This is a genomic window from Microbulbifer mixtoriginis (SeqCode) (genome assembly GCF_052467235.1).
Genome location: NZ_CP174305.1, coordinates 4,699,534 through 4,724,856, shown reverse-complemented (window position 1 = coordinate 4,724,856; position 25,323 = coordinate 4,699,534). Strand labels below are relative to the sequence as shown.

Annotated in this window: 27 protein-coding genes, 3 tRNA genes and 1 pseudogene; 15 read left to right on the top strand and 16 right to left on the bottom strand. The window is 46.8% G+C overall.

Annotated elements, in window-relative coordinates; genetic code table 11:
- Window positions 1-5 precede the first annotated feature (5 nt).
- Window positions 6-962: a lipid A-modifier LpxR family protein gene (locus ACJJIO_RS20670; protein ID WP_444909675.1), complete on the top strand. Its 957-nt coding sequence runs from the start codon at window positions 6-8 to the stop codon at window positions 960-962.
- A 71-nt stretch (window positions 963-1,033) separates the two neighbouring features.
- Here ACJJIO_RS20670 and ACJJIO_RS20665 read toward each other — a convergent pair whose 3' ends face one another.
- Window positions 1,034-1,507 (bottom strand): LEA/WHy family protein, encoded by a 474-nt coding sequence (locus ACJJIO_RS20665; RefSeq protein WP_444909674.1) that lies wholly within the window; start codon window positions 1,505-1,507, stop codon window positions 1,034-1,036.
- Window positions 1,508-1,696: 189 nt separating this feature from the next.
- On the opposite strand from ACJJIO_RS20665, the gene ACJJIO_RS20660 reads away from it, so the two are divergent.
- Complete coding sequence (locus tag ACJJIO_RS20660) at window positions 1,697-2,869, top strand: dipeptidase (protein ID WP_444885043.1); 1,173 nt, start codon at window positions 1,697-1,699, stop codon at window positions 2,867-2,869.
- 393 nt (window positions 2,870-3,262) lie between these two features.
- Here ACJJIO_RS20660 and ACJJIO_RS20655 read toward each other — a convergent pair whose 3' ends face one another.
- From ACJJIO_RS20655 to ACJJIO_RS20645, 3 genes are all read right to left on the bottom strand, one after another.
- The gene (locus tag ACJJIO_RS20655) at window positions 3,263-3,964 is read right to left on the bottom strand and encodes a glutathione S-transferase family protein (protein WP_444909673.1); all 702 of its coding nucleotides are present in this window, start codon (window positions 3,962-3,964) and stop codon (window positions 3,263-3,265) included.
- A 63-nt stretch (window positions 3,965-4,027) separates the two neighbouring features.
- Window positions 4,028-4,600, bottom strand: coding sequence for an RNA polymerase sigma factor SigZ (gene sigZ / locus ACJJIO_RS20650; protein ID WP_444909672.1), 573 nt, complete (start codon window positions 4,598-4,600; stop codon window positions 4,028-4,030).
- 340 nt (window positions 4,601-4,940) lie between these two features.
- Entirely contained in the window at window positions 4,941-5,771 is an 831-nt protein-coding gene (locus ACJJIO_RS20645; protein WP_444885040.1) for a TauD/TfdA dioxygenase family protein, read from the bottom strand.
- 608 nt (window positions 5,772-6,379) lie between these two features.
- Between ACJJIO_RS20645 and ACJJIO_RS20640 the strand changes: the two genes are divergently transcribed.
- A complete protein-coding gene (locus ACJJIO_RS20640; RefSeq protein WP_444886111.1) occupies window positions 6,380-6,523 on the top strand; it encodes a DUF4113 domain-containing protein in 144 nt (47 codons plus the stop codon).
- Window positions 6,524-6,616: 93 nt separating this feature from the next.
- Here ACJJIO_RS20640 and ACJJIO_RS20635 read toward each other — a convergent pair whose 3' ends face one another.
- The 3 genes from ACJJIO_RS20635 to ACJJIO_RS20625 all read right to left on the bottom strand — a co-directional run bounded on the left by ACJJIO_RS20635 (window position 6,617) and on the right by ACJJIO_RS20625 (window position 8,234).
- Complete coding sequence (locus tag ACJJIO_RS20635) at window positions 6,617-6,964, bottom strand: hypothetical protein (RefSeq protein ID WP_444909671.1); 348 nt, start codon at window positions 6,962-6,964, stop codon at window positions 6,617-6,619.
- A gap of 32 nt (window positions 6,965-6,996) precedes the next feature.
- Window positions 6,997-7,272: a hypothetical protein gene (locus ACJJIO_RS20630; RefSeq protein WP_444909670.1), complete on the bottom strand. Its 276-nt coding sequence runs from the start codon at window positions 7,270-7,272 to the stop codon at window positions 6,997-6,999.
- Between the two features lie 422 nt (window positions 7,273-7,694).
- Window positions 7,695-8,234, bottom strand: coding sequence for a cysteine hydrolase family protein (locus ACJJIO_RS20625; protein WP_444909669.1), 540 nt, complete (start codon window positions 8,232-8,234; stop codon window positions 7,695-7,697).
- A gap of 1,340 nt (window positions 8,235-9,574) precedes the next feature.
- Between ACJJIO_RS20625 and ACJJIO_RS20620 the strand changes: the two genes are divergently transcribed.
- From ACJJIO_RS20620 to ACJJIO_RS20605, 4 genes are all read left to right on the top strand, one after another.
- On the top strand, window positions 9,575-10,015 hold the full coding sequence (locus ACJJIO_RS20620; protein WP_444909668.1) for a site-specific integrase: 441 nt from the start codon (window positions 9,575-9,577) through the stop codon (window positions 10,013-10,015).
- A gap of 9 nt (window positions 10,016-10,024) precedes the next feature.
- On the top strand, window positions 10,025-10,267 hold the full coding sequence (locus tag ACJJIO_RS20615) for a hypothetical protein (protein WP_444909667.1): 243 nt from the start codon (window positions 10,025-10,027) through the stop codon (window positions 10,265-10,267).
- 175 nt (window positions 10,268-10,442) lie between these two features.
- Entirely contained in the window at window positions 10,443-10,841 is a 399-nt protein-coding gene (locus ACJJIO_RS20610; RefSeq protein WP_444884529.1) for a VOC family protein, read from the top strand.
- Between the two features lie 93 nt (window positions 10,842-10,934).
- Window positions 10,935-11,567 carry a hypothetical protein gene (locus ACJJIO_RS20605; protein WP_444909666.1) on the top strand — a complete coding sequence of 211 codons (633 nt, stop codon included), beginning with the start codon at window positions 10,935-10,937 and terminating at the stop codon, window positions 11,565-11,567.
- 142 nt (window positions 11,568-11,709) lie between these two features.
- Here the strand turns inward: ACJJIO_RS20605 and ACJJIO_RS20600 are convergent, their stop codons facing one another.
- Entirely contained in the window at window positions 11,710-12,051 is a 342-nt protein-coding gene (locus ACJJIO_RS20600) for a helix-turn-helix domain-containing protein (protein WP_444909665.1), read from the bottom strand.
- A gap of 241 nt (window positions 12,052-12,292) precedes the next feature.
- Between ACJJIO_RS20600 and ACJJIO_RS20595 the strand changes: the two genes are divergently transcribed.
- The 4 genes and pseudogenes from ACJJIO_RS20595 to ACJJIO_RS20580 all read left to right on the top strand — a co-directional run bounded on the left by ACJJIO_RS20595 (window position 12,293) and on the right by ACJJIO_RS20580 (window position 14,252).
- The gene (locus ACJJIO_RS20595) at window positions 12,293-12,502 is read left to right on the top strand and encodes a hypothetical protein (protein ID WP_444909664.1); all 210 of its coding nucleotides are present in this window, start codon (window positions 12,293-12,295) and stop codon (window positions 12,500-12,502) included.
- 117 nt (window positions 12,503-12,619) lie between these two features.
- The gene (locus ACJJIO_RS20590; RefSeq protein WP_444909663.1) at window positions 12,620-13,009 is read left to right on the top strand and encodes a LexA family protein; all 390 of its coding nucleotides are present in this window, start codon (window positions 12,620-12,622) and stop codon (window positions 13,007-13,009) included.
- A pseudogene (locus ACJJIO_RS20585) lies at window positions 13,010-13,123 on the top strand (Y-family DNA polymerase); the annotation flags it as partial.
- A 31-nt stretch (window positions 13,124-13,154) separates the two neighbouring features.
- Window positions 13,155-14,252, top strand: coding sequence for a Y-family DNA polymerase (locus ACJJIO_RS20580; RefSeq protein ID WP_444909662.1), 1,098 nt, complete (start codon window positions 13,155-13,157; stop codon window positions 14,250-14,252).
- A gap of 48 nt (window positions 14,253-14,300) precedes the next feature.
- Here the strand turns inward: ACJJIO_RS20580 and ACJJIO_RS20575 are convergent, their stop codons facing one another.
- From ACJJIO_RS20575 to ACJJIO_RS20545, 7 genes are all read right to left on the bottom strand, one after another.
- The gene (locus ACJJIO_RS20575) at window positions 14,301-15,194 is read right to left on the bottom strand and encodes a hypothetical protein (protein WP_444909661.1); all 894 of its coding nucleotides are present in this window, start codon (window positions 15,192-15,194) and stop codon (window positions 14,301-14,303) included.
- A 250-nt stretch (window positions 15,195-15,444) separates the two neighbouring features.
- Window positions 15,445-15,531 (bottom strand) — tRNA-Leu (locus tag ACJJIO_RS20570).
- Between the two features lie 94 nt (window positions 15,532-15,625).
- Window positions 15,626-15,699, bottom strand: a tRNA-Cys gene (locus tag ACJJIO_RS20565).
- A 423-nt stretch (window positions 15,700-16,122) separates the two neighbouring features.
- Complete coding sequence (locus ACJJIO_RS20560; RefSeq protein ID WP_444909660.1) at window positions 16,123-17,409, bottom strand: hypothetical protein; 1,287 nt, start codon at window positions 17,407-17,409, stop codon at window positions 16,123-16,125.
- Between the two features lie 393 nt (window positions 17,410-17,802).
- Complete coding sequence (locus ACJJIO_RS20555; protein WP_444909659.1) at window positions 17,803-19,707, bottom strand: S8 family serine peptidase; 1,905 nt, start codon at window positions 19,705-19,707, stop codon at window positions 17,803-17,805.
- Between the two features lie 80 nt (window positions 19,708-19,787).
- A complete protein-coding gene (locus tag ACJJIO_RS20550) occupies window positions 19,788-20,021 on the bottom strand; it encodes a hypothetical protein (RefSeq protein ID WP_444909658.1) in 234 nt (77 codons plus the stop codon).
- Between the two features lie 93 nt (window positions 20,022-20,114).
- Window positions 20,115-20,936, bottom strand: coding sequence for a hypothetical protein (locus ACJJIO_RS20545; RefSeq protein ID WP_444909657.1), 822 nt, complete (start codon window positions 20,934-20,936; stop codon window positions 20,115-20,117).
- 797 nt (window positions 20,937-21,733) lie between these two features.
- Between ACJJIO_RS20545 and ACJJIO_RS20540 the strand changes: the two genes are divergently transcribed.
- Together ACJJIO_RS20540 and ACJJIO_RS20535 are read left to right on the top strand one after the other, a co-directional pair.
- Window positions 21,734-21,874: a hypothetical protein gene (locus ACJJIO_RS20540; protein ID WP_444904689.1), complete on the top strand. Its 141-nt coding sequence runs from the start codon at window positions 21,734-21,736 to the stop codon at window positions 21,872-21,874.
- A gap of 241 nt (window positions 21,875-22,115) precedes the next feature.
- Window positions 22,116-22,192 (top strand) — tRNA-Pro (locus ACJJIO_RS20535).
- 496 nt (window positions 22,193-22,688) lie between these two features.
- Here the strand turns inward: ACJJIO_RS20535 and ACJJIO_RS20530 are convergent.
- Entirely contained in the window at window positions 22,689-23,537 is an 849-nt protein-coding gene (locus ACJJIO_RS20530; protein WP_252085833.1) for an acyl-CoA thioesterase, read from the bottom strand.
- Between the two features lie 385 nt (window positions 23,538-23,922).
- Here ACJJIO_RS20530 and ACJJIO_RS20525 point away from each other — a divergent pair, with 385 nt between their 5' ends.
- Together ACJJIO_RS20525 and ACJJIO_RS20520 are read left to right on the top strand one after the other, a co-directional pair.
- On the top strand, window positions 23,923-24,600 hold the full coding sequence (locus ACJJIO_RS20525; protein ID WP_252085834.1) for a TetR/AcrR family transcriptional regulator: 678 nt from the start codon (window positions 23,923-23,925) through the stop codon (window positions 24,598-24,600).
- Complete coding sequence (locus ACJJIO_RS20520; RefSeq protein ID WP_444886117.1) at window positions 24,593-25,156, top strand: DUF1285 domain-containing protein; 564 nt, start codon at window positions 24,593-24,595, stop codon at window positions 25,154-25,156. Before ACJJIO_RS20525 ends, ACJJIO_RS20520 begins: the two co-directional genes overlap by 8 nt.
- The last annotated feature ends 167 nt before the right edge of the window (window positions 25,157-25,323 follow it).

The window sequence follows — 25,323 nt, the reverse complement described above, 5'->3', positions numbered from 1 at the left end:
TAAGGGTGCTTATTAATAGAAAAAAACTTTCAGCTTCTATTGTCGGTTTGCTGTTTGTCTGCCACGCCTCAATGCTTTGTGCGGATGACTCACCAAAAGGGAAGTTACAGCTTGAACTAGTAAATGATGCACTTTTCCAGACGGACAGAGACTATACCGGCGGTTTCTTTGTTCGTTGGAGCCCTATAGGAAAGCCCTACACCTTGAGGTTTGGTCAGGAGATTTATACTCCAGATCATCTTGGTAGATCTGAACCCATTAATGAAGAGCACCCCTATGCAGGTTGGAGCTATTTAGGCATAAGATACAAGTATCAAATTTTAAATCAGTGGATGATTGATTTAACACTTGATGCCGGAACAGTCGGCTCTAGAGCGGGCGCTCGCCAAACACAGAAATTTATGCACTGGATTGTCTCGTCTTCTCCCCCCAAAGGATGGGATTCCCAGGTTTTCAATGAATGGGGATTGATGCCTGAGCTTAAGTTAGATTATCACTTACTTCAGAATGTCATATGGGGCACAAGCTATCGACTAGTGCCTTACCTTCGTTGGAAAACAGGTAATATCGTCAGGGACTTTGGTGCAGGGGTGCGAGTTTTATTGGGAAGCTCTTTACCCGCCTTTAGTGCCGCGTCCTCCCCCCTTGAGGGTGGGCGTTACTGGTATTTACAGGCTGGGTTAGAGCATAGAACTGTTCAAAGGAATGTATTGATGGAGGGCAATTCAAAGACTAAGGGAGGAGTAAAAATCTTCAGCTACGGTGTCACCCCTGAGAAGGAGGTGACGTTTGCGAATATCGGCGCTTTCTTTGGTCGAAACTCTTACGAATTCGGCTTGAAGATCATGTATAACACAAAAATTTATGAGTCCCAGTCCCATCCTGACGAGGGGTTCCTCAGTCATAACAGTGCACCAATGGGTAACTTTGTAATGTCCCTGATCCTTACCAAGCAAATTTAGCGGGTGAGTAATGAGGAGGGCAAGCAGGCTCGCAATCCACAGACCGACAAGTAGTAAATCAAGCGAAAGAGTTACCGATATTGGTTCAAGTGAATGACCCCACTTCTATTCACCTTAATTGAGGGAAGTAGTGATTTACGCAAGCCTATTTTTGCTTCTAGTTCATAGGGTATTGAGTGCTGATTTAAGTTAATGAGGTTTACAGCGGCAAAGATTGAGCCGACTATGCTAGCTGTTGCATCCACAGCGATATCATCCTGGCCGTAGGGGGCGATGGGCATCAGGTTATTTGAGGTTCCCGTCAAAACCTTATGCCCACCTAGCCGCAGAGTGTAGAAAAGACCGGAGAGTGTCAATTCACTATTGTTTGGGTTGAAAACACGAAGGTGGATTCGGAATCTGAGATTATTGCCATCTCTTGCAGGAAGAGGTTCCACGGCAACCACTTCTACTTCAGGTTTTTGGAAGCTCGGTGAAAGTGCCGCACAGCCACTAAATAGTACTGCAATCAATAATATCAGAATAAATCGATAATAATTTGTCACTATGATTCCTTGGTTTTCCTAATTATTGGCCTGGACACCAGATTAAGGTGATATTGTGCATATATTTTGAACGTATTGATTTTTAATTGATCGTTGAGTGTTTCCAAACCTAGCTGGCTCCTGACATGCCGCAACGTCTCAGGTTATAACCCCAATCGTGTACAAGACTACTGGCATCAGGAAATCATAATGAAGACTTGGCTTATAAGTTTGACAGCAGTGGCATTAATATTGTTCGCGAGCTGGAAATGGCTTTTGCTGCCAGGAATTGAGCGAAGTTTAAACAAGATTAGTGTTGGTGAGCCCCCTAAAATTCCCGAACAAGCTGAAGCTTTGCATAGATCACTCATTGTTGGTGATTTGCATGCAGATAGCTTCCTCTGGTCTCGTGATTTGTCAAAGGAGGTAAACTATGGCCATCTGGATCTACCCAGGGCACGGCGTGGTAATTTGGGAATGCAGGTTTTTACCTCTGTCACTAAGTCTCCCCGGGGCATGAACTTAAATGAAAATTCTGCTAGTGCTGGTGACAATATAACCTTACTGGCAATTGCTCAAGGTTGGCCGCCGCGAACATGGAATAGCTTGTTGGAGCGGGCACTTTTTCACTCTGAAAGGGCCACTAAGCTACAGGAATCTTCTCCCGAGAAATTTCGCATTGTGCGTAATGCGGAAGATCTGAGGCAAGTCCTCCAGGCCCGGCAACAAGGCGCTAGCACCCTCGCAGCAATTCTTGGTATTGAAGGGGCCCACCCATTAGAGGGTGAGTTATCCAATATTGACCGCCTTTATGAGGCCGGATTTCGAGTGATGGGATTACAGCACTTTTTTGACAATGAACTGGGTGGATCTTTGCATGGGCAAAGTGGGGCTGGTTTAACAGAGTTTGGTCGGTCAGCTGTGCAGGAGATGGATAAACGTTCAATTGTTATCGACGTAGCCCACTCCTCAGAGCCTGTTGTGAGGGATGTGTTGGCTCTGACCAAAAGGCCTGTAATTATTTCTCATACTGGCCTGAAAGGTATGTGTGACTCGCCGCGGAATATTAGCGATGACCTAATGAAGGAGATTGCCGATCAAGGGGGCTTGATCGGCATTGGATTTTGGGAAGAAGCGGTATGTGATAATAGCCCTCACAATATTGTTAAAACAATCCGCTATGCCATAGATCTATTAGGGGTTGATCATGTTGCCCTTGGTTCAGATTATGATGGCACTGTTGAAGTTTCTTTTGATGCTGGTGATTTGGGGATTTTGACCGCAGAAATGCTAAGTCAAGGGTTCACTGAAGAGGAAATTCGAAAGGTCATGGGTGAAAATATGCGAGACTTTTTCCTGAAGAACTTACCCCAAGGGGATTGAAATTTACTTTCTGAGGTTATTCGAGAGAGAGTTGTCATTCCAACCTGTAAGAACTGGATCAGAGTTATTGGGATGTATTCGGGAGATGGTGATTCTTGAAGGGCATGTGAATCACTATCCATTTGTTCGGAGCCTGACAATCTCCTAACAATTTAACTTCATCTAGATATTAATCCAGACATCTAGAAATATCTGATCTCGCATAACATTGTAACATCAAGGGTAAATAGGGTTGCTTTGACTTGTTGACTACTATGAGCTCCGAAGTAGTTGCAGTGAATAAAATGACAAGGACTAATGATTTATTCGAGTTATGTAGTATGTTTGTGCTGGGTAAATTGAGACGCTTTCTCTTTGTACGCCCCTCTTTCAAGGGGCGTGCGGTAGAGAAAATTAGCAGCAACTCCCATTGGCGCAAGAGTTATCTAGATTGTGGGTGCTTGCCTTGTTACCTCCAAGAAAAGTATTTTCTGATAGGTAGAAATCTGTAAAGCGCTTTTCGAAATCTTCAGGTACTGATTTTTCTGGCAATCCAGTATTCAGAATGGCAGTTTGCCATGCCTTTACTTTTGGGTAGTCGACAATGAAGTCGTACCCGGAACGTGCTTTGATAATGGCAGCTCGGTGAAGAAGTGGTAGCCAGGCAATATCGACATTACTTAGCGTCGCGCCTTTAAAATATGGCCCCTGTCCTAAAGCCTTTTCAGCTCGCTCAAAAACTTTGCTCAGTTTTTCGCTGCGCTCAGCCAGTGTTTGCTCATCTTTACTACGTTGAGCAGAGCACTGTAGCAAATAGTTCTTTGCTGCCTGGTAACTCCAGGCTCGGTCGCGCGCACGTTGTTCTGGAGTGAGCCCTGACTCTAGAGGTGGGGCTATTTCATTTAAGTACTCAACAATCGCATCGGACTCAAAGAGGGCCTCCCCAGAATCGGTGATCAGAACTGGTACCTGGCCAGTGGGCGAGATATCCAGGAACCACTGAGGTTTATCATTCAAGCTAATGTATTCAATTTCATAGGGAATCTCTTTTGCTTCAAGAAGGGCGGTTACTCGCTGAACAAAAGGGCATATTTTAAAGCTGACAACCTTGATCATAATTCGTCCTCGTCATTGGTTTGTATTTATATGACGGAGGCTTTTTGAAAAAGACGAAACTATTTAACAATTTTTATGGTGTTTTGATTTCGGCACATAATCGATCACTGTTCCATGGCTGTCGTGAGTGAAATGGCAGCAGTCCTCAAATAGTTTGCGCAGTTGGCTTCTACCTTTTTGTACTCTGGATTTTAAGGTGGAGTAGGGGATTTTATGCTCTGTCGCATAAGATTTTTGTGACTGACCTTCCAGTTCAATAGCCTTTAGTAGAGCAGCTGACTCCTGTGGGAGCGCGTTAACAAAAGGCTCTATACAGGCTGATAACCTACGCTGCGTTTCTGAATCCTCTTCAGGTAACAACAAGTTGTCTTCGAGTTCTACTTCCTTGAGCCTTCCATTTTCACGGTAGAAATCAATAACTGTCCTGTTGGCTATCTGAAATAGCCAAGACTTGATACTTTTTTGATCCCTTACTGTATGGAGATTCCTGTGAATCTTTATCAGGATCTCTTGGAGCAGATCATCAACTGCATCGGCAGATGAAACCTTTGAGCTGAGAAAAGCTCGCAGGGCTGAACGATATTCTTTCCAAACAGAATCAATAGTCATATTTTTTATCGCTCTTGCTTTATGCATTTTTTTGACCAGCTGGTTTCAGCCACTTGTTCGAAATTAGATGAGAAGAACCCTTTCGCTTTCATCTAAGTTTAGCGGCGGTGCAAGACACTAATCAAATCCAGTAGATAAGAGTCGGTTAGAGGGTAGGGCCAGGTGTGTAGAGAAATCACTAGAGGAAGGTGGAGTAACTGGATACTTCTCGGGGGTCGAGCTTTGTCTAGAAGTTGCCTTTTTTAATAGTCGCTAATGACACATACTTAACCGTTGATGATTAAAGCCCCGGCCAGTGTGAGGAGGCTACCTGGGGCGCAGCCGAACCTTTTCACTGACCGGTGAACTGCGACGCCCCAAACTCTGGTCAGACAGCTTCTAATGCTCTTCCGGCAAGAGTGATACGGTGCATTAGGCGGAACTGTCCCTGATAATCATTTTCGGCAGAATGCCAGGTAGAGCGGTTATCCCAAAATGCGACTGAGCCCGGCTCCCAATTGAAGCGGCATGTATAGCCATTAGTGAGCACGTGGGCAAATAGGAAGTTCAATAGAGGTCTACTTTCCTCAGGTGTCCATCCCTCAAAGCGCAGTGTGAACCCTGGATTTACATAGAGAATCTTGCGCCCGTTATCGGGGTGCTGGATTACCACCGGATGAATCGCTTCTCCAACTTCGTTGACGCCCCCAAGTTGTGATGACAAATCTGTTGATTGGTAGTAACCATCCTCACCATATACGTGGACATTGGAATGTACGGCCCTAAGTGTTTCCAGTGTTTGCTTTAGCCCATTGGAAAGACTTTCGTACGCCTTTTGTAGGTTGGCGAAGTGGGTATCGCCTCCGGATTTGGGTAATTCTCTGGCAACCAGAATCGAGCCGAGGGCTGGTTCCTGATCATAAGAATGATCAGTATGCCATCCACCGCCTACATTGGTTTCCTGATCTTTCTCCTTGCGTACTTCAGCAATGCCTGGATATTCCTGAGTGTGGGTAAAAAACTTATTGATGACAATTTCGCCCCAGCGGCGGGCAAAGGTCAGGTGCTCCTCAGGGGATAGAGACTGGTTGCGAAAAAATAGCACGCCATGATCAGCGAAAGCTTGGCGTAGGTCGCTTAGCTCGGTACTAGATAAATTAGCTAGCTGTATGCCTTCCACGAGCGCACCACAGCCTGTTGAGAACTGAGAGATATGCATGATAGGTGTCGCATCAAATGAATGTCATCGCATAATAAGATATTCGTAAAGAGGTTCAACCTTTTGTAATTCACTTTTCCCATTGATTTTGGCTCTATCAAAATAAAAGGAAATAAAATTAATGAGTTACAAAAATTGATATATTTTGCGTCATATTTCTATAGATCTATAGCAACTATCTCATAACGCAACTTTGATGCTAAGCAAAAAAATCTCAATATTTAATAACTTGATGTACTTCCTGAGTTCCGTGCTGGTTGCACATTCATCTGGTGCGACCTTCTCTAGAAATTACTCTGAATGGCGATATCTCCCACAGAGTAATGGCTATCCTGCGGGTATTAGGTGCCAAAGTGGAGGTTTACAGCCTTACATGTATTCCTACATGCCTTACCCCATGAGCCCAATTACTACAGTCGCTGCGCCGTAGTCCAGACCCCATACTCAACCGGTGCCACGGGGGTGATCGTGCGGCGAGTAAGAGAAACCATTGCGGATTGATAGCCTCCCGGCTGCCGCTTTATGAAAGCGGCAGCCGGGCTAGGCGTAATAATCCCCCGTGCCCTCAGTCAGGGAAATGGGGCAGGGAAGGGGAAACCATGTAGACGATGGACCGGATCAATAAAAAGCTTGGTCACGGGACGCTGTTTCTAGTAGCCGAGGGTATCCAGAAAAAGTGGAAGATACGTCAGGTGTTTACATCGCCTGCCTATACGACTCTATGGGGAGATTTGCAGAGGGAAGTAACTTAAGGGGTGGTATAGCATTAGCTTTATGGATAAGTGTTTCACTAGATGTTGGCTTTGAATAGCGAAGATGAAAAGATATAACCACTGGTTGTACGTTTAGCTGCCGATATTTAAAATTACATTTTTGTGCGGCGAATATACAGAAAGTGAGTCCTCTTTTTCGCCGATAGTAACTTCAATCCAATGAAATCCAGAAGATTCAATATTGATTGAGTGCTTGACTTTTTTATTGTTGAGATTCACAAATCCAGAAAGGGTGCAAGGCCTATCGAAATACACCAGCATAAGGTAATTGCCGCTTTCAGAAAGTGCACTAGCCTCCACGTTCTGTTTTGTTTTGCTGAAATAACCGTAAATACTTATTCTCGCCAATTGTGTGTCAGCAGGCTTAATACTTAAATTAGAGTTTTCGTTTGGTTTAGCGAGTTTCGCTATGAAAGGCAAAAATTCATGTTTTTCTCGTTTCGTGGGCCAGGCTACGCTTTTGAATCATCAATTTTTACAAGCCACAGTGGACTGTTAAGAGGCTGCCCGAAAATAGCTCCAGGGATCACCCCGAATTCTATAGATAGCTCGTTTTCTAAATTTATTACAGAAGATAGATGAGGATGGACTTTTGTGTAAACTGAAATACCTTCTATTGCATGCAATGTGGCTGGATAGAAGAAAATGAAGATGAAAAATCTTAAAAATCGCACTTTATCTCCTTGCGTATAATGCCTCGCATAGGGGTGGAAAAATAAGCGTAGCATTTTGGCTGTCCCAGCATCCATCGGGAGCGATTGTGGCGGTTTGTTAGGTGCTAGCAGCGACCTCGCTATAGACAATTTTTAATGAGTCTGGTGATATGAGGCTTGGAGCTCGGTGATTCTCTGAATCTGGGCTACTCATGCGAACACTAAAACCGTGCTGTGACAAAATGGCGAGTTCCCGGAGAGATTCAACTCGAACGTAGTCTTTTTTAAAGCGAGACATGCTAGCAACATATCTACCGCACTCATGTTTATGCGGTTCAAGTACCGTTCCAGCTTCATTACCTCTAGACACGATGTAATTGATTGTAACTACTTCTGACATCGATATTTCCTTATGGGCCCCTAACGTCTCTAGCAGTGGCAAATTACGGAGCCAAAGGCAGAGTAATTTGTCCGTTTGTCTAAATCTATTAGGCCTCTCATAGTACGATCTCATTGGCATTGATTGCAGTTGCTCTTGCGCTATAGCTGGTAATATTCTCCCAAGTGCAGTTATGATGCTTGGATATCGTATTTGCAGGAATAATATCGTTATCTACAGTTGTGTGGCCATCCGCTATGACGGTGACAGTGTAGCCAAGCGATAGGGCACACCTTAACGTACTATCTACGCAAAACTCACTTTGCATGCCGCATATAATTAGCTCCTGAATATCTAATCTATCCAGGTGGTCTTTGAGATCGGTGTCCTTGAAAGAGTCTGAGGCCTGCTTTCTTACGTAGATATCTGAGTCTGAGTTCTCTAGCTCTTTTGGAAGTTGCCAGCTCTCTGTCTGATACCTCAAAGCATCTGACTCAGTATCATGCTGAATATAAATGACCGGGGCACCAGCCTGTCTTGCTCGCGACGCAACTAGATTGATGTTATCGATTACCCCAAGTGCATTATATGTAGCTCCTTTACCGTGACAAAGAGCGTTTTGAACATCGATAACTAAAAGGGCTTTGCTTTGGGACATTAAGAATCCATATGTTGTTGGTCTGACAGTTACATTGTGACCTTATCACAACGACTATTATTTCATTTGCAAATATACGCCAACTAGCTTCTTCCTGCAGCTAAATTAATAGGCTGCAGCTACTTGGTACTGTAGAGACAAGTGGAAAAGTGGCCATCATGACCGCTATCAACTTTTCTAGTGATCACACGGCTCATTGGTTAGAAGGGGGGACATTTGATTTTTAAGAGTCTCCCAGAAATAACAGCGCGATGATCGAGAATTCAATTGAGTATGATTATAAATGACCCGGCATCAGGTCAGTCCAGGTTGATTTCTGGTGGTAATTTAAGGGGGTAAAAAATGTTCAAGACTAATGGCTAACTCATCGATACACACAGAATAAAGTAGGCTGTTTTCTTAGGCTGCGATTTCCCAGAAAGCTAGTAACTAAGGGGCTTGAGGGCTTCTCTATTAACTACTGGTGCAGTACGTGAGTATCTCAGTAGGGTAATGTTGGGCAATGATGACCGCAAGCAGGCTAGGGCGATAAGCGCGTGGTGAGAAAATGCTATTGTAAGAGTTATTCTGGGTCGCCCGTGAATGACTTCTTCTGGCGATGGGAGGAAAGTGTCGACTGAGGTTTATTAAGCAAGAGTCAACTCAGATTCATGAATCTCTTAGGCTGAGCCCATCCCCCTATTGAAAATTTAGGCAATTACCTCTTTTCACTCTATGTAAATCATGGGTGGAGAGACAGAGTCCGCATTTATTTCTGTTGTATACAATGCTAAGAAGTAGCGTAGCTCCCCTATTTTTTCAGGAGCAAGAGATGTCGGCTGGCAAAAAGATGGCTGAAATCTATCAGGCAAATTATGGTAGTTTGAAAATCTGGCCCATGGTTTCTTAAAGCTTACTTCAGTCAAGTGCCTTACCACCTTGTGGGATCGACGAACCATTAACATAGGTGGTATTGATGTGTAGGGGCTCGGCTATTTTACAGCTGGGATTATAAGGGCGGGCTGAATTTAAATAGAGTGATTAGGGGAGTAGGAGCACTTTTGAATCAAGAAAACGATTTCTACTCTCTCTGCCTTAAGTTTTGAGGAAGAGTTTAGAGGTTCTGAAGGTGTGCACAAAATTTGTGCCAAGAGATATTTCGTTTTTTGATTCTAACAAAATGTGTGGTGCCCGGGGCCGGACATTTTCACAATTTTGCAGAGAGATTCACCCAGCCTCCATGCCCTGCAAATTCTTGATTTTAAAAAAATATTCACTTTACTTATCCTTTGTGATTGTCAGCTGTTTGCGAATGGGTGCAAAATAGTGCACCAAATTTGCACCAACGATAGGGGATAGTAATGGCAACATTTACCCGGCGTGGTAAAGCATGGCGCGCCCAGGTAAGACTCCAAGGCCATTCTGTTGGGGCGTCCTTTGATACCAAAAGGCAAGCTCAGCAGTGGGCGCAGGATACGGAATATCAGATAAGGCAGGGAGAATTCGGAAAGCCCCAGGCGGGTACATTTGGTGACCTAATGAAGCGTTTTTCCGAGACAGTTTCCCCTGGTAGGGCAGGTGCAAGGTGGGAGATTGTCAGACTTAATAAACTTCTATCCGATCCAATATCGCAGATCCCCCTATCGGAGCTTAAGACACAGAATTTCGCTGAATTTAGGGACCGTCGGCTGACTTTTGTATCCCCCGGTTCGGTGAATCGTGAGATTAACTTGCTGGGCGCTGTATGCCGTTATGCGCTTCGAGAGTGGCATCTGTTGGACCACCACCCAATACAAGTTTAGGTAAGTAGTATGGAAGAAATCATTGGCGGTATTCTTCGCCCAATTGGTAGGTTTCTCGTAGAAGTCGTATTCCAAATTATCTTCGAGCTACTATTCCACTTCCCAGGCTATTTCATCTGTAAAGTGTTTATTGGCGGTAAAAGCGAGCCAAAGGATGGCTGGATCTTTCTTACTTCTGTTCTGTTTTGGCTGATCGTCGCAGTCGTAGGTTACTCCGCATACTCATTTTTCAGTGGTGGCGGCAATGCTTAACAAACGCAAGCAGTATGCTACGGCTCTTCGGGCCTCCGCGGGACGCCCAACGCTATGCACATTTTGTGCGGGTCGCTACGCTCCCAGTTTCGCACGAAATGTGCATAGTATTGGTCGCCCCTGTTGCGGGCGTTAGCTGCTCCTAATCATTTACACTCAATATCAAGGGATGATGATGAAAGATATAACCAGAATTAATCATGTAGGATTGAGGGTTAGAGATTTGGATGTCTCTCGTGAATTCTATGGCAAGCTAGGTTTTGAGTTTATAGTTGGCCCAGTTGGCCCTGAGCCAGTAGCTATAGTTGAGCATCCATCAGGAGTTAACATCAACTTGATCCTTAATGCTTCAAAGGATGCACCAAGGAAAAATGTGCTAATGGAAGGTGATATAAAATATCCAGGCTATACGCACATCGCTTTAGAAATAACAGACTATGATTCAGCCAAAAGTAACGTCGAAGCTCTGGGTTTTCCTATAACAGGTGAAGTCGAATACAACGGTGCTCAGTTTTTCTTTATAAGAGATCCAGATGACAATGTTATAGAGTTCCATCAACCAGCACGCAGCTAACAAAGCATTCCAGGTGGCGCCTACGGCGCACCTGAATGCGGCGTTATCTGGCGTGAAGTTGAACCAGTGGGGCATTAATCGACCTAGACTCAAATGAAACTCGATAGCGGGATCCGGTTAGAAAGCGACGGCGAGCAAGCTGACTTGTATGCACTCGACGAAATCAACACAGCGCTGGCGCCGATCGGCGCCCGGATTTGGGCGCAGGATTGGTCGGGCCTCTCCAACGACCTTAAGGCCTTTTTGGCCGATCCCAAACCTTCGACGGAGCGTGTCGCGGAAGTGATGCCACACTTTCTGCTATCCCGTGAACGTCTACTGGAAATCATCGCCCAGGCGGGACGCGAGCCCCATATTCCCGGAGGCGGAGAGCTGACCACACAGGACGAGACCCATGGCGTTTCCTATCCGCAACTGTATGTCGCACAGGAAGGTGAGGACTTTTCGCGTTTTGACCGAATGCATGTGAACATTAGCGCCGACGGGACGCCTGTCGATGACGTGGTACAACTTCTCTGCGGCAGCGGTTTTGTTGTGCACTTCCGTATTCCTTCGGGCGAGACGTTCAAAGTATATCTTGCCTGCCCCACACCCGATGCTGGCTGGCTTTTAACTTTTGATTGCGCCACCCCATTTATCGGCAGCTTTAGCGGCGCTTCGGCTGGGGCCAAAGCCGTCACCCAAGTCATCGGCCCGGCACGCTGGAGAATGGAGTATCTTGAATAAAGATGTCTGCGCAGCTAACGGACGCGTTCAATCAATGGAAAATGGCAACAGCCAGATAACAACGCGTTGCACCGGAATAAGGGCGTCGTCCTTCCTCCAGCTACCCAACCAAACGAACGCCCTTACCTGGTGAGCGCCACCGTTATCGCCTCCCTTTCCAAAGCTGGTAACTACTCTCAATCACTCGGTGAATATGCCGACGAAACTCCTGCGGCAGCTGCGCATATAGACGAGCTATAAGTGGCGGAAAGGGAGCCTGCGCAAAGTGGTGCCGGTTCTCGGCCCCGTACACCTCGGCCAAAGTAATCCCCACCGCCTCACACCAGACCGGCAGCAGCTCCGCCGCTATCTTCTGCTTGCCTGTTTCCATTTTCGAAACTTGAGATGGTGTTAGCCCCAGCTGGTTGGCCAATTGTGCGATCGTCTTCCCCTTCAATTTCCGTGCGTTGCGCAGGTGTTCGCCCAGTGTCCCGGCCTCCAACATCTAGCCGTATTAGGTACTTCCGTAATAACAAATTTTCGATTTTTGAAATAAACCGCATTTTGCATTGCTAAATTAGAAATAATCCAGAATCTCCGTGCATAAACTGTGAAATTGTTAGTAATGTTCCGGTGTTTGTTGCCAAAAGCCCGAATAAATCACTATAGGGAATCTGGTGGCTAGAAGTCGCCGAGGCACTTGCCTTTGGTGGTTAGGATTTGTCGTTCCTACAAGGAGGTAGACCATGCCTTTGACCGCTCATGTTCAACAACTTCACTACGTCAACAATCTATGTATCGGCCTGGAATGGGTTGCGGATTGTCCGAATCAGCTGGCCCGTAAAGCCTTGCTGCAGCTTATTGGTGAGGAGGTAGGGTTCGTGCTTCAAGATGTTATCTGCGCTTATGAGCAAAAGATCCCAGGGGGAAGACTTGTAATAGAAGAGCCTGCCTGACTGCTTTGTAGAGCCGGTGCCGTGAGTGGTACCGGCCTCATAGTCATCCATTGCCCTTGCCGATTGCTGCCCTCTAGCAATAAACTGTATATGTATACAGTATTCAGGGTTTCCAGAATGAAGCTTTCCCCACTGTACGGCCACGGCATTGCCTGTGGCTTTCCCTCTCCCGCCGATGACCACAAGGAAGCGGCTCTTAGCCTGGATGAGCACCTGGTCAGCAAGCCAGCGGCGACCTTTATGGCACGGGCGAATGGGGATTCCATGATGGGGTTGGGCATCTTCGACAAGGATCTATTGATTGTCGATCGTTCGTTAAAGCCTACCCATGGCGATGTGGTGGTGGTGGCCCTGGATGGACAGCTCACCTGCAAGGTGCTGGACCAGCAGCAAGGGCGGCTGCACTCTGCCAATGATGACTACGCCCCGATCCCCATTTGGGAAGGGCAGGAATTGATTGTAGAGGGGGTGGTTAAAGCTTCGGTGCGTTACCACCGGCCGCGCTGAATGCTGGTATTGGTGGATTGCAACAGCTGCTATGCCAGCTGTGAGCAGATATTCCGGCTGGATCTGCGTGGGCGCCCGGTGGTGGTGCTCTCCAATAACGACGGCTTTGTGGTGGCGCGCTCCAAGGAAGCGAAGCTATTAGGCATTGGCGACCTGGAGCCCTTCTTCAAAGTTGCGTGCGCATCGGGTGGCCATCTTCTCCAGCAATTATCCCCTGTATGGCGATATCTCCCACCGGGTAATGACCACTCTGCGGGAGTTCGGCCCCAATGTGGAGGTCTATAGCATCGATGAGATGTTTTTGGACCTGCACGGGCTGCAGGAAGATTGGAGCGATTACGGCCGCAAGATCCGCAACACCCTGTGGCGCAATATTCGTATGCCTGTCGGTGTGGGAATCGCCCCCAGTAAAACCCTGGCCAAGCTCGCTAACCGCGCGGCCAAGAAAATCCCCAAGTGCGATGGCGTCTGTGCGTTGGACACTCCAGAAAAGTGGCAGTGGATGCAGCGCCGCACCGCCGTCAATGATGTGTGGGGCATAGGCCGGCGCCTCACCAAGCGCCTGGCGGATTTCGGTATAGAGACCGCCTATGACCTGGCGCAGGCCAACCCAAAAATTTTGCGCCGCCGTATCAATGTGAATATTGAGCGCACTATTGAGGAGCTAAACGGAATCCCCTGCCTGGGTTTGGAGGAGGAGCCCCCAGCGAAGAAGCAGATCTACTGCACCCGCTCCTTCGGTGAAAAGCTCACCGAGCTAGCGCCGATACTGCAGGCCGCCACCCTCTACGCCAGCAGGGCCGCAGAGAAACTACGCACACAGAAATCGCTGGTTAAGTCGATCCATCTATTCCTGCACACCTCACCCCATGAACCCAACTACTACAGCCGCAGCGCCGTAGTGCAGACCCCATACCCCACCGACGACACGCGGGTAATCGTGCGGCTGGTGAGAGAAGCCATTGCCGATTTATACCGCCCCGGCTGCCGCTTTATGAAAGCAGGCGTCGGGCTAATCGAGATAATCCCCCGCGCCCTGGGGCAGGGTGATTTGTTCACCCCGGGGCTATCCGTTAGGGCAGGGCAGACCATGCAAGCGATGGACAGGATCAATAAAAAGTTCGGTCGCGGGACGCTGTTTCTAGGTGCTGAGGGGATTCAGAAAAAATGGAAGATGAGGCAGGCATTTACATCGCCTGCCTATACCACCCGATCGGGGGATTTGCCGAGGGTGGTAACTTGAGTTGTTTAAGAAATACACCTTAGTCTAGCAATTTCAAGTGTTAAGTAATCAACTCTCAATAGGGGTGTCTATGAGTTTGTTTTCTGGGGTGTGACAATTACTTTCTGGTTTGAAGTATACTCTGGCAGCAGCATCAAAATCTTCACAGTGATGGATTTGACGGGCATTAAAACAGTCAATGTCAGAAAACCTCCCAAGTTGAATCAATACGTCACTAATTAACTCCCTATGGATTAAAGGGTTTTCGATAGAGAATCCTATCTTTGCACCATTTATCTGTACCCCATCTTTCACTTGAAAAAATAGCTGGTTTGATAATTCTGAGTAGGTGCCATAAATTTCTATTATTTTTTCTTGAGTAAAAGGTACCTCAGGATAGGTAATTTTCATTTCGGCATTTTCGAATTTTTCATCTAAATAGAGCAGGTAAGGCTGGGCGGCATCTTCTTTAAGGCCGACAGGATCAATATTGAATTCGATTTTTTTATTTCTTGGAAAGCAATTCTGATAGAGTGCGCCCGTATCAGAAAATGTAATCTTGAGTTTTGTTTCAAGTTCTGAAAGCAAATCGAAGAATTCTTTTCTGTGGGTAAAATAGTTTGAGAAAGAGTTTTGGAGTTCCACTCTTTTTAGGCTCTCGGCAGACTGAGCTGATCTATGATTTGTCGCTATGAATGCTGTAAATGGCAGTGCAAGAGAAAAAACAGCGATAGGAAATTTATAGATGTCGAAGAGCCGATTTAAGCCAACATAAGTTGGATCCCAGGGAAGGTCTAGCCGAGCGGCTATCCAGACAGCGGAGATTATCGCAAGGAACAGAGGAATGTAGAAAGCCGCCTTAAACCAGCCTATCTGCCAAAGAGTGCGCTCCTCAATGGGCCCCTTTGGCGACCGCCAGTTTACAAGTCTTGCCCATGCTACCTTAAAGCCTATTTCAGCCATATGTCTTTCCATTTTTTGACATCGGCGAATTATTAAATTTGGCAGTATTGATGTCTAGTGGCCATATCATTTTACGCCTGCGAATATGGAGGCGAGTGCGTTTTGAACTAATTGATCAGGAGAAGAAGCTCAGTAAGAGACTATGAAGAGATATATGAGGGGAAGGCGATTATTTAAGAATGAACTTTGAAAATGGGTGCACCAAATTTGCACCAAAAAGTATCTAACTTGTTGATTCTGATAGAGTGTGTGGTGCCCGGGGCCGGACTTGAACCGGCACGGCCGTGAAGCCGGGAGATTTTAAGTCTCCTGTGTCTACCAATTCCACCACCCGGGCAGCTCCTTTGCGAGACGGGAGTTTAGCACTTTTGCTCTTCCCTGGATCCTCACGTTCAATGCAGTTCACAGGATTCTGCAATGAAAAGGAAAAATGGAGGCTAGGGTCGGAATCGAACCGGCGTACACGGAGTTGCAGTCCGCTGCATGACCACTCTGCCACCTAGCCTTTGTTCCACATCGTGTGTGGATGAGAACGCTGCGAATTCTATCTGATAAATCTGAAAAATCCTAGCGTTTTCTTATACTTACGTGCCCTTGGCTGCGTAAGTGGGCGCTATTCTATGGACTATCAGAGATTAGTCAAGCGTTGTTTTCAACAAATTGTAAAACTTGAGGAAAAAAGTCTGGAAAGTTCACGGATGACCTTATGGCAATAGACTTAATAACTTTTAGTACGGTTGCCAATGAAGCTATTTCCATTTGTTCTTAATTTATTGGAAGGGTTGCTGGCAATCCATTGAGGGTGTTCGATACTGTCTTTATCTGGCTAACATGTCTCCCCCCAAACGTGTTATGCAATGCCGGTAGGGCACACCAGGATGGTATTTGCCCGTAGTGTAGCAAGGATGAAATCCTCCAAGTTTCACTCCTAATGGTCTTGGCCCTGACGCTCTCCCCCCCCGTCGTCAGGGCTTTTTTTTATCTGTTGTTTGATGTCCTTAGAATTATTCTCGGTGAGGTTTTCTAAGGCCAGTGCTTTTACGGGTCTACCAGCTGCTTGTTCTGACAGCTTTCGAAAGCGTTCCAAAGTAACTTCGCCACGGGTACTCGCGAGTGCTTTCGCAACCTCATCAATACTGGCTTTACCGTCGCTCGCTTCACGAATCTCTTTATCGAGTTCCAGCATAACTCCCGCTGCCCGCGCTGTAACTGGCCCTGAGGAGCGTTTCACCAATAGAGTGGGGGCCTTTTTTCCCCAATTAATCAGTTTATCCATTGCCTCTTGGTAGCGGTCATCACTGATGCCACCAGTTCTTCTTAAAATTTCAAGGGAGTAAAATTCTGCAAGGCCCTCCACAATCCAGTCACTCTGGTCATCTCCATGGATACCTGTTCCGACATGTACTAGCTCGTGGATCATGCTACTGGTGCGGTTTCCACTGATCAAAGGCCGATCGGCATGCATAAATAATGAGCGCGTCCCGGATAATCCCCCTCGCCACATAGGGTCATCAGCGGTAACGATCAATAAATGGCCTGGAAATAGAGGGAAGATTTTTTTAAGTTCTGGCAGGTTCCAATTGAGAAATGCAAGAATGTCCTGTCGACGGATATTTTGCCCCTTAGGGCCGGAAATTCTGGTATCTGTGTTGGCAATCAAATCCTGGCGGCTGCCGATCTTACCAACAATCATCCATCCCTTTGGTCTGACAAAACGTCGCTTTTTGTCGGATATTTGATAGAGATTTTCTTCGATTTGAGGGTAGGGCAGAGCGGAAGACCAACCTTCAGGCATCTCTAACTTCAGGCGGGTATCCGTGGCCCGTCCTCGGCTAGTAGCAGAAATTGGCGGAATTAATTTATCGCTGCGTAGAATTGCCCAGTCTTTGGTAATGCGTGAATCATAACCACCGTTTTTCCTTTGGTTATTGATAACAAAACTATAACGGAGTTTTGCCTCGTTGCCGGCGGTGTGCCATATAGCCTTTCCTTCCTTTTCTTCCAAAGGCTGCGCGCTCTTCAGGTCCTTATAACGGCCTGAAGCCAGGTTCAGGGTTAGCTTACTGGGTACGTCTTCACCACTCAGAGCTACCTCAACCAAGGCCTTCTTACTTTCAGGGTCGATTTTTGCCGTGTATAAGAGCTCATATGCCCTAGAAACCGGTGAAAGGATAAGAACAATCAAAGACAAAGAGAGAAGTTGTTTACGCATCATTATCTGGCAGAAAATCCAACAAGTTCCAATTTGGACAATGAGCAAGCCTACAGGTGCCGACATGTCGCCATCAAGCAAATGAGTCACGGCACCTGGGTTTAATCATTCGTTCCGGCGCGTCTAGTTAGTGCATGTAGAAGCAGCTTTTACTATCAAGTCAGATTAAAGAATACACTTATAAAGGCGTTATCAATGTAAATGATATACCTAAGCACAACCCAATATGTCACTAGAGGTTGTGTTATGTAGAAAAGCGCCGCCGAAAAATGTTGATAGGGGAAAGGGTGGTTGATTTTTATTCAAGCTGTGTATAGGGAAAATGGCCCATGCGTAAGAATTGAGGAATGACGTAGATACAGAGGCCACAGGTTCCCGTGGCCTCTGTGGATGTCTCTACCAATAACGAATGGAGCGTGGATCCATAAAGGGCATTCCATAGGCAAAGGCGAAGCCGTCTGGGAAAGTACCCATCACTGGTTGTTGGGGGGGCATTCCGCTAACCTCTGCCCCGTAATAGGCCGGGACAAACTGATGGCCGGACCAGTTTGCTCCAGCCCCCGCATACCCTTGCATTGGCGGCACGCTATATCCGGTATAAGGAGAAGCGTGTGGGCTTGTGGGCTGGGCGGCAGATACACCAACACCTTCGGTTTTTGCCATTTCTTTGGCTGACTCGAATAGAGAATCAATACCAAATAGCCTGGGAACACCGGCTCCTACTCTATCTGCCCCAAGATTCATTGGTGATGTTAGTGTTCGGATCAGTTGGAAGAGGCCGGTTGTACGCGAAATATCACGCTGTCTGAAAGTGGTTTTAAATAATGGGTGGTGGGCAAGTAGCAGGGCAGCCAGACCAGTGATATGAGGTGCTGCCATGGACGTGCCTGACTGTACATCAAATCCTTTATCTGGCACCGATGACACAATACCCACTCCCGGAGCCGCTACTGATACCTCTGGTCCATGGCAACTAAAGGTGGGTAAGAAAACACCATCTGCAGTAACGGTTGATGGAATAACGGTTTGAGCATCCCAGGAGTCTCTTGGAAATTCATTGAGCATTCCTATTGCCCCTACAGCCATAACATTGGGGGATCTTGCAGGATACTGAACAGGGCCGCCAGAATTGCCAGCGGCAACAATGCAGGCGATACCATGTTGCACGGCATCTTCAATTTGCTGTTCAACGGCTTCTGATGAATCTGTGCTCCCCAGGCTCATATTGATCACATCAATACCTATTTCAATGCAGTGAGCGATTGCATCAATCAGGCTACTAAATTGGCCGCCAGGGAAGACTTTAAATACATAAATTTCGGCTTCTGGTGCAAAGCCACGTATAGCATCAGTCCCTGAGGGTTGGCCGGCAATGATACCTGCGCAATGGGTTCCATGTCCGACAATGTCTTCTGCCCAGCTTTTGCTGTCGTAATTATTGGTGACATCAATGCCATTTTTTAGATGCGAGAGTATTGGATGTTGGTTATCGGCCCCCGAGTCAATGATGGCGATCTTAATACCTTTACCGGTATATTCATCGGGAAGTTGATCTAAGCCCATGTACTTTTGCCCCCAGCCATAGGGAGCGTTATTTGGAAAGCTGGGGATTGCCTCGCTTAGTGAGTGCAATTTGACCAGGTTTACTCCTGTCAGAGAAAGTGAGGGACAACGAATATATTTATTCCAGAAATCTTTAGAGGGGCGGATAAGAAGGGATTTGATCTGGGCACCGCCACTCTGGGCGAAAATATTGATTGCCACCTCCCCTTTGTTGTTGGTTACGCCCTCTTGTGGGAAGCCCGCACTTTCTACAATTACTTGAGCATCCCGAATCGGTTCACCCTTTGAGCCGACCACTCGGAGCCGGACTTGTTGGGCCTTAGCATGATATTCACGCAAGAGACCGGGTTGCTGGGCAAAAATTGCAGTAAAGCTTGGTGCAAAATTAGCTTGCCCATAAGAAAGTAATGAATCCAGTTCAACGGCAATATTGGGAGGGGCCGTTTGGTAGAGAGTAGCGGCAGCATCAACATCCATACGCACTTTGTAGATGTTTGTTGCTTCATCTGCAGTTGAAAGTGTTTTTAGCTTTCTACCTGGCCTAATTTCGCGAAGCACTTCACAACCGGGCTGCCTGGCAATAGTTGAAATTATATTGTGCATTGAGCCAGCGTTTAATAGCTGGACTCCCATAGACTTGGCCACTTGGCTCCGGCGGGGAGAAATAAGTAACTCGACCTTCTCTGCAACCTCGACCGAAGGTTCTCCTGCGGCCTTTTCTTGTCGGGATTCAGTCATGTTTGTGTTCCTTCGCTTTCAGTGCGGTGCTGACTTTTAGCGTGTCGTCCGAAAGTAATGAATCGAGAGGGTATTCAATATTAGCTGATTGGCTGAATAGGTCTGTCTGGATCTATGATCACTTTCCCGCCTAATTTCCTTCTTAAGTTTTCAACTGCATCTGGTGTAGCTCGTAGTGTGACATTGCTTTTGCGCAAGACGACTTCTTTCACATCTGGGCAATTTTTTGCCTCGCGTGCCAGCTCTTCCAATTCTATGGCGGTAGCTAATACCTTGCGGTTAGGGACAGCCACATACTGCTCAAATTTTTTCATTATTTTTCTCTGATAACGATCAACTTAAAGAATGCCGGGGCAAGTTATATAAAACTGGTGGCGGAAAATCCGCCACCAAGAATCAGTGTTTGATTAGTGTAAATAGGATTGCTGCTGTAGGGGTGAGTTAGGCTGCTGCATGGCCTGGAATGGGTATGCCTGTCCAATACCACTTAAATTTTGCAATCCTTGATATGGAGTCTGTGGTATTACCTGAAATGGCAATGTATGGCCGATACTCGTCATTGGGTTCATCATTTGAGCAGGGAGGGTCCCCAGCTGCTCTTGAATCTGGGTAACAGGGGTAAACTGATTTAAATATGGCTGTGTCGTTATTTGTGGAACGAACTGAGGCATGGCCTGAAATGGCAGTAGCTGACCTAGTCGCGCAACATTGTTGAGAAGTTGGCCCTGTGGGCCACCAATGTAGTTGCCAATTACCGGCGCAGCGCGGTTTATCAGTTCTCCTAGGAAACCCTGGGGCGTATATTGTGGCGCAGCCTGGAAAGGCAGTAACTGACTGAGGTTATTCACAGCATTCACAAATTGGTTTTGGGGGGCACCCAAATAGCCCCCAAATTGTTGCGCTGCCCGGTTGATTAATTCTCCAATATATCCCTGAGGAATGAATGGCTGGGTAAGTTGAGGCTGAATTTGTGGTAATGCTTGGAAGGGAAGCAATTGACCAAGACCGCCGAGGGAATTGATCAGCTGGCCTTGAGGTCCACCAACAATACCGCTAATTAATGGCGCCGCCCGACTCACCAAATCACCCAGGAAACCTTGGGGGCTCAGTTGTGGTACAGCATGATGAGGGAATATATTGGTGAATCCTGCGACTGTGTTGATTGGAGGAATAGCGTAGTTAAGTGGCTGTCCAAAAGTCCCTTGAGCGTATGCATATGGCTGGTACATGAACGTACTCCTTGAGTAGGCCTTTATCGATATAAAAATCTATCGTCCAGGTATTTCATGGTTTCTGGGTTGAGAGTATTGAGACTTGATAAAGCCCCATTAACAATTTGACCAGCTAGAAGTAAATCAGGTGCCAATAATAGGGGGAATGCTTTAAGTGTCGGGTATCCAGCTGGCTGAGCAGAGTATAGAGAAGCTTTCGCAGTGTGCTGGAAAAGTTTAAGAATTTTTTGTGGCTAAAATCGGTTGAATATAAAGGCGTGAAAAATGTTTGTACCTTTTTAAAAATGTAACGTTTTTTAGCCGATAATTCACTCAGTTTTCTATAAGATGCAGGCCGTGTTGATTCTAAACTTATACATTGTATTGTTTGGAGGAGGCGATGTATTCATCCCCGCTCAAAAGTTTCAGGGTGTGACTTCAAGTAGGCAATCTTATTTAAATTTCGCCTAAATAATATTCATAAAGCATTTCTTCTTTTCTGAGTTGTTTTATGTGTAAGCTAAAAATTCTTCTCTATGGAATCAATGCGGGGTAGGGCGGAGGGCTTTTTTATTCTGCATGTTTCACATGGATCTTTATCAATCTATTGGCTTCGCCGGGTTTAATAGCAATAGGTAGTGCTGAATGAAACTCTATGTGTGCTGTGAAAAATCTTGGTGCAGTTAAAAAGGCGTAGTATCCAGGATCAAGGTAGAGGTCACCTGGTATCAGGCTACGAATAATGTGATGGACACCCATTAACTTGGAAGGCACTTAAATAGCGGTTAAAAGAATGCACTTATAAAGCCGTTAACATGCTGTTAGTTTCAAGCAAGTATCATCTATATCTGGTCACCAGTGTTGAGGTGAGTGGTATCTACGAAGCAGATGATGCCCTGCAATTGCAGGAGTCCATTGCTCACCAAGTGCACCGCATGCGGTATTTGCCGAAATGAAGGAGCGAAATCAGCAGGAGTACACTATTGATTGAAATATATCCAAAATAAGACTCCCGAATGGGCAAGCCGGTTATTTCAGAGGGGGCGATAACATAAAGCCAAAGATGTTCGTATAGCGGGGAGAGATAAAGCCTTCAAAAGCCATAAAGTAAGGTGGTTGAATGCAAAATGTACGAAGATGAAATTTGCGTCTAAAATACTTGACCGATAAAAAGTGGGCGCGTAGTATTCGCGACCTCGGTGAGTAGCGCAGCCTGGTAGCGCACTTCGTTCGGGACGAAGGGGTCGGAGGTTCGAATCCTCTCTCACCGACCATTATTTAAAAAGCCCGCATGCTGCGGGCTTTTTTGTGTCTGTCAGCTTGCTTCTTTTCTCCTGAGTATTTCTAGCACCAACTTTCCACATGGTTCAAAAGCCTTATTAATAAACTCCGGTTATTGTGCTTGGGAATGGTCTGTACTTTTCCATTTTTTGCTCTTATGGGGCAGGGGTTAAGAGGGTGCCGCACATGTAGATGAAGGTATTTTCGCGAGCCCCTAAAGCGAAATGACTCCATACTTCTCACACTTCAAAAATGCAGAGTGGCCTGTTACGTATCCTAAGAAGAAAACTGCCAGTTTATGTCGGCGAGATCGCTAAATTGGTAGCGATTGTCTTTGTGGATTAGAAGGGACTATTCACCCGTGGAGATCCTGAAGCTATTTATGAGATTTTCAGGTAAAAAGGTTACGCCGCTCATTCCCGGCTGGGCTATCTCTACCGATACAATGAGTGGCGCTTTCTTGTCTGGCTTTCGTTATAACCTTTCGATTTAGCTTTTAATTTGTCGAATGAGGCCTTCTTGTGCGGTAGAGGCTACCAACACGCCATCGCGGGTATAGATCTGGCCGCGGGTAAATCCACGTGCACCACCGGCAGATGGGCTATCAGTGACGTACAAAAGCCATTGATCGAGACGGAAGTTGCGATGAAACCACATGGCGTGGTCAACGCTGGCTGGCATCAGGTGTGGATCGAATAGGGAAATATCATGTGGCTGCAGAGAGGTGCCCAGTAGTCCCATATCAGAGGCATAGCAGAGTGCTGCTCGGTGCTCGATAGGGTCATCAGACATTTCGCCCTCTGCACGCAACCAGAACATACACTTGGCTTCTCGAGTTTCGGCACCAAAGTAGCTTTGTGGATCTACTGGGCGGAAGTCGATCATATAGCGGCGCTGGTCATACTGCGGGCTAACGAGGCCAGCCTCCAGAGCCAGTTCCTGAGTGTTTTTTAAGCTTTCTGGGTCAGGTATGTCCACAGCAGGCATGTCGGCCTGATGGTCGAAACCAGGCTCCTGGATCTGGAAAGAGGCCGACATGTTAAAGATCGCGCGGCCGCGCTGTTTGGCCACAACGCGGCGGGTGGTAAAGCTGCCCCCGTCACGTATTGGGTCCACCTCATAGATTACCGGTAGCTCGCTTGATCCAGGGCGTAAGAAATAGGCATGTAGGGAGTGTGGCAGGCGATCCTCGACGGTACGGGCGGCGGCCATCAGGGCTTGGCCAAGCACCTGGCCCCCAAAGAGTACTTTTCGATAATTTTCGACGTGATGGCGACTGCGAAAGAGGTGGCGATCCAGCTCTTCGACGTCGAGAAGTTTGCTCAGCTTTTCCAACATGGACGACTCTACCTGTTACCTATAAGTGATAGTCGGGTTTGCCTGGGCTGGCATTGGAGGTCTGCCCAGAAGAGCGATAATAACAGTAGATGACGTAAAGGCCATTATTAGTCATTAATTTTGCATCAAGTTTCATTGGTGGCTGATGGTTCACTTAGTTGGGCGCTTTGCGTTAGCAATGTGATGTCATTCATGGCGAAAATGATGGCTAACTTGGACCTTAAATGTCGTATTAGGACAAAATTTAGGCGGGCTGCTCTCTCTTTGGGCGTATTTTCTAGGCTAATTTCCCGATTCTCTTTTCCAAGCGACTCGAATTGCCTATCATTCATGAATGAATAGTCAATTTCAGTCCCCAACATTACGGGCAGAGAAGGTCGGAAGTATGGATAAGGCAAAAGAGAAGGTTCAGAGGTTTCGCGCGCGAGAGCAGCGCATCCTGGATGCGGCTCTGGAGCTTCTGCTGGAGCATGGTGAAGAGAAAGTCACGGTTGAGCAGATTGCTGAGCGTGTAGATATAGGCAAAGGCACCATCTACAAGCACTTTATCTCTAAAACAGAAATCTATATGCGGCTGCTGATGGACTATGAAAAGTCCCTGGCAGAGCGCCTGAAGATCGCAGTAGAGAATGCAGAGAAAGGCGACATTACCGCGCCCGCCCGTGCCTACTTTGAGTCCCGTATGGCTGATCCTGGTAAGGATCGCCTCTTTCAGCGCTTGGAAGAAAAGATTATCTCTCTCAATTTGGCGCCTGAGATGATCTCCGAATTACACGCTATCCGTAACTCCAACACCTCGGCTTTAAACCGAGTATTTGAGCGCAGGATAGAGCAGGGGATGCTGAAAAAAGTGCCTGCCTATTTCTATTACTCCACTTACTGGGCCCTAGTGCAGGGCGCAGTAGAGCTCTATCACTCCAAATCCTTTGCCGATGTGATCGAGGATCGTGAGGGATTGATGGAGTTTATTATGGATGTGGGTGTACACATTGGTGATACCTCACAGCGTAAACCCATGGAGAGCGGCCATTCTGGCGACACGGCGGGGTCCTCCTTTGGCTGAGCCACTTTTTCAGCAACTGCAAAAGTTGCAAAAGGAGTTCCACGGGCACCCACCGGTTGACCGGTGGGACCCGGATTTCTGTGGCGATATGGATATGGTGATCAAGAGTGATGGTCGCTGGATTCATGAAGGAACCGAAATCCGCCGCCAGCCACTGGTGAAGTTGTTTGCTAGCATTCTGAAGAGGGAAGGGGATGAGTACTTTCTGGTCACTCCTGTCGAAAAGCTGCGAATACAGGTTGAGGATGTCCCCTTTGTAGCTACTCAGGTTGCGCGCAGTGCCTCAGAGGGTGAGGAGCAGCGGCTATTATTCACTACGAGTGTGGGCGATGTCATCGAGCTGAATCAAGGTAGCAATTGGCAGCTTCAAGAATTCGGCACACCTGCGCAGCCAGTCCCCTACGTAGAAGCCCGAAATGGCCTAATGGCCAGGGTGTCCCGTGATGTCTTCTACCAGCTGGTAGATTGGGCAGAAGAGAGAAGGCTGGGGGAAAATGGTTCTGGGCAGCTGTTTATACGCAGTGCGGGTGGTGAATTTCTTTTGGGTTCTTATTAGCAAGCGCCCTTTTCTAAACCTGGGGTTGTTTTCTATTCCCCCAGGTTTATCTAACTATTTAGATAAGCCCCTCTTGAAATCGCCTTTAACGTAAGTTCTCCCTAGATTCATAACTTTCCATATTTTTTTGAAGTCTTTGTAGTCTTGTGCAAATTGGCAAGATTTAA

Coding starts and splice junctions, on each gene's coding strand:
- ACJJIO_RS20655 (WP_444909673.1), bottom strand. CDS start 3,964: ATGATCAAGGTTGTCAGCTTTAAAATATGCCCTTTTGTTCAGCGAGTA.
- ACJJIO_RS20645 (WP_444885040.1), bottom strand. CDS start 5,771: ATGCATATCTCTCAGTTCTCAACAGGCTGTGGTGCGCTCGTGGAAGGC.
- ACJJIO_RS20630 (WP_444909670.1), bottom strand. CDS start 7,272: ATGCTACGCTTATTTTTCCACCCCTATGCGAGGCATTATACGCAAGGA.
- ACJJIO_RS20605 (WP_444909666.1), top strand. CDS start 10,935: ATGAAACTCGATAGCGGGATCCGGTTAGAAAGCGACGGCGAGCAAGCT.
- ACJJIO_RS20555 (WP_444909659.1), bottom strand. CDS start 19,707: ATGACTGAATCCCGACAAGAAAAGGCCGCAGGAGAACCTTCGGTCGAG.
- ACJJIO_RS20575 (WP_444909661.1), bottom strand. CDS start 15,194: ATGGCTGAAATAGGCTTTAAGGTAGCATGGGCAAGACTTGTAAACTGG.
- ACJJIO_RS20550 (WP_444909658.1), bottom strand. CDS start 20,021: ATGAAAAAATTTGAGCAGTATGTGGCTGTCCCTAACCGCAAGGTATTA.
- ACJJIO_RS20600 (WP_444909665.1), bottom strand. CDS start 12,051: ATGTTGGAGGCCGGGACACTGGGCGAACACCTGCGCAACGCACGGAAA.
- ACJJIO_RS20525 (WP_252085834.1), top strand. CDS start 23,923: ATGGATAAGGCAAAAGAGAAGGTTCAGAGGTTTCGCGCGCGAGAGCAG.
- ACJJIO_RS20560 (WP_444909660.1), bottom strand. CDS start 17,409: ATGATGCGTAAACAACTTCTCTCTTTGTCTTTGATTGTTCTTATCCTT.
- ACJJIO_RS20620 (WP_444909668.1), top strand. CDS start 9,575: ATGGCAACATTTACCCGGCGTGGTAAAGCATGGCGCGCCCAGGTAAGA.
- ACJJIO_RS20610 (WP_444884529.1), top strand. CDS start 10,443: ATGAAAGATATAACCAGAATTAATCATGTAGGATTGAGGGTTAGAGAT.
- ACJJIO_RS20540 (WP_444904689.1), top strand. CDS start 21,734: ATGCTGTTAGTTTCAAGCAAGTATCATCTATATCTGGTCACCAGTGTT.
- ACJJIO_RS20615 (WP_444909667.1), top strand. CDS start 10,025: ATGGAAGAAATCATTGGCGGTATTCTTCGCCCAATTGGTAGGTTTCTC.
- ACJJIO_RS20640 (WP_444886111.1), top strand. CDS start 6,380: ATGGACCGGATCAATAAAAAGCTTGGTCACGGGACGCTGTTTCTAGTA.
- ACJJIO_RS20660 (WP_444885043.1), top strand. CDS start 1,697: ATGAAGACTTGGCTTATAAGTTTGACAGCAGTGGCATTAATATTGTTC.
- ACJJIO_RS20625 (WP_444909669.1), bottom strand. CDS start 8,234: ATGTCCCAAAGCAAAGCCCTTTTAGTTATCGATGTTCAAAACGCTCTT.
- ACJJIO_RS20545 (WP_444909657.1), bottom strand. CDS start 20,936: ATGTACCAGCCATATGCATACGCTCAAGGGACTTTTGGACAGCCACTT.
- ACJJIO_RS20595 (WP_444909664.1), top strand. CDS start 12,293: ATGCCTTTGACCGCTCATGTTCAACAACTTCACTACGTCAACAATCTA.
- ACJJIO_RS20590 (WP_444909663.1), top strand. CDS start 12,620: ATGAAGCTTTCCCCACTGTACGGCCACGGCATTGCCTGTGGCTTTCCC.
- ACJJIO_RS20530 (WP_252085833.1), bottom strand. CDS start 23,537: ATGTTGGAAAAGCTGAGCAAACTTCTCGACGTCGAAGAGCTGGATCGC.
- sigZ (WP_444909672.1), bottom strand. CDS start 4,600: ATGCATAAAGCAAGAGCGATAAAAAATATGACTATTGATTCTGTTTGG.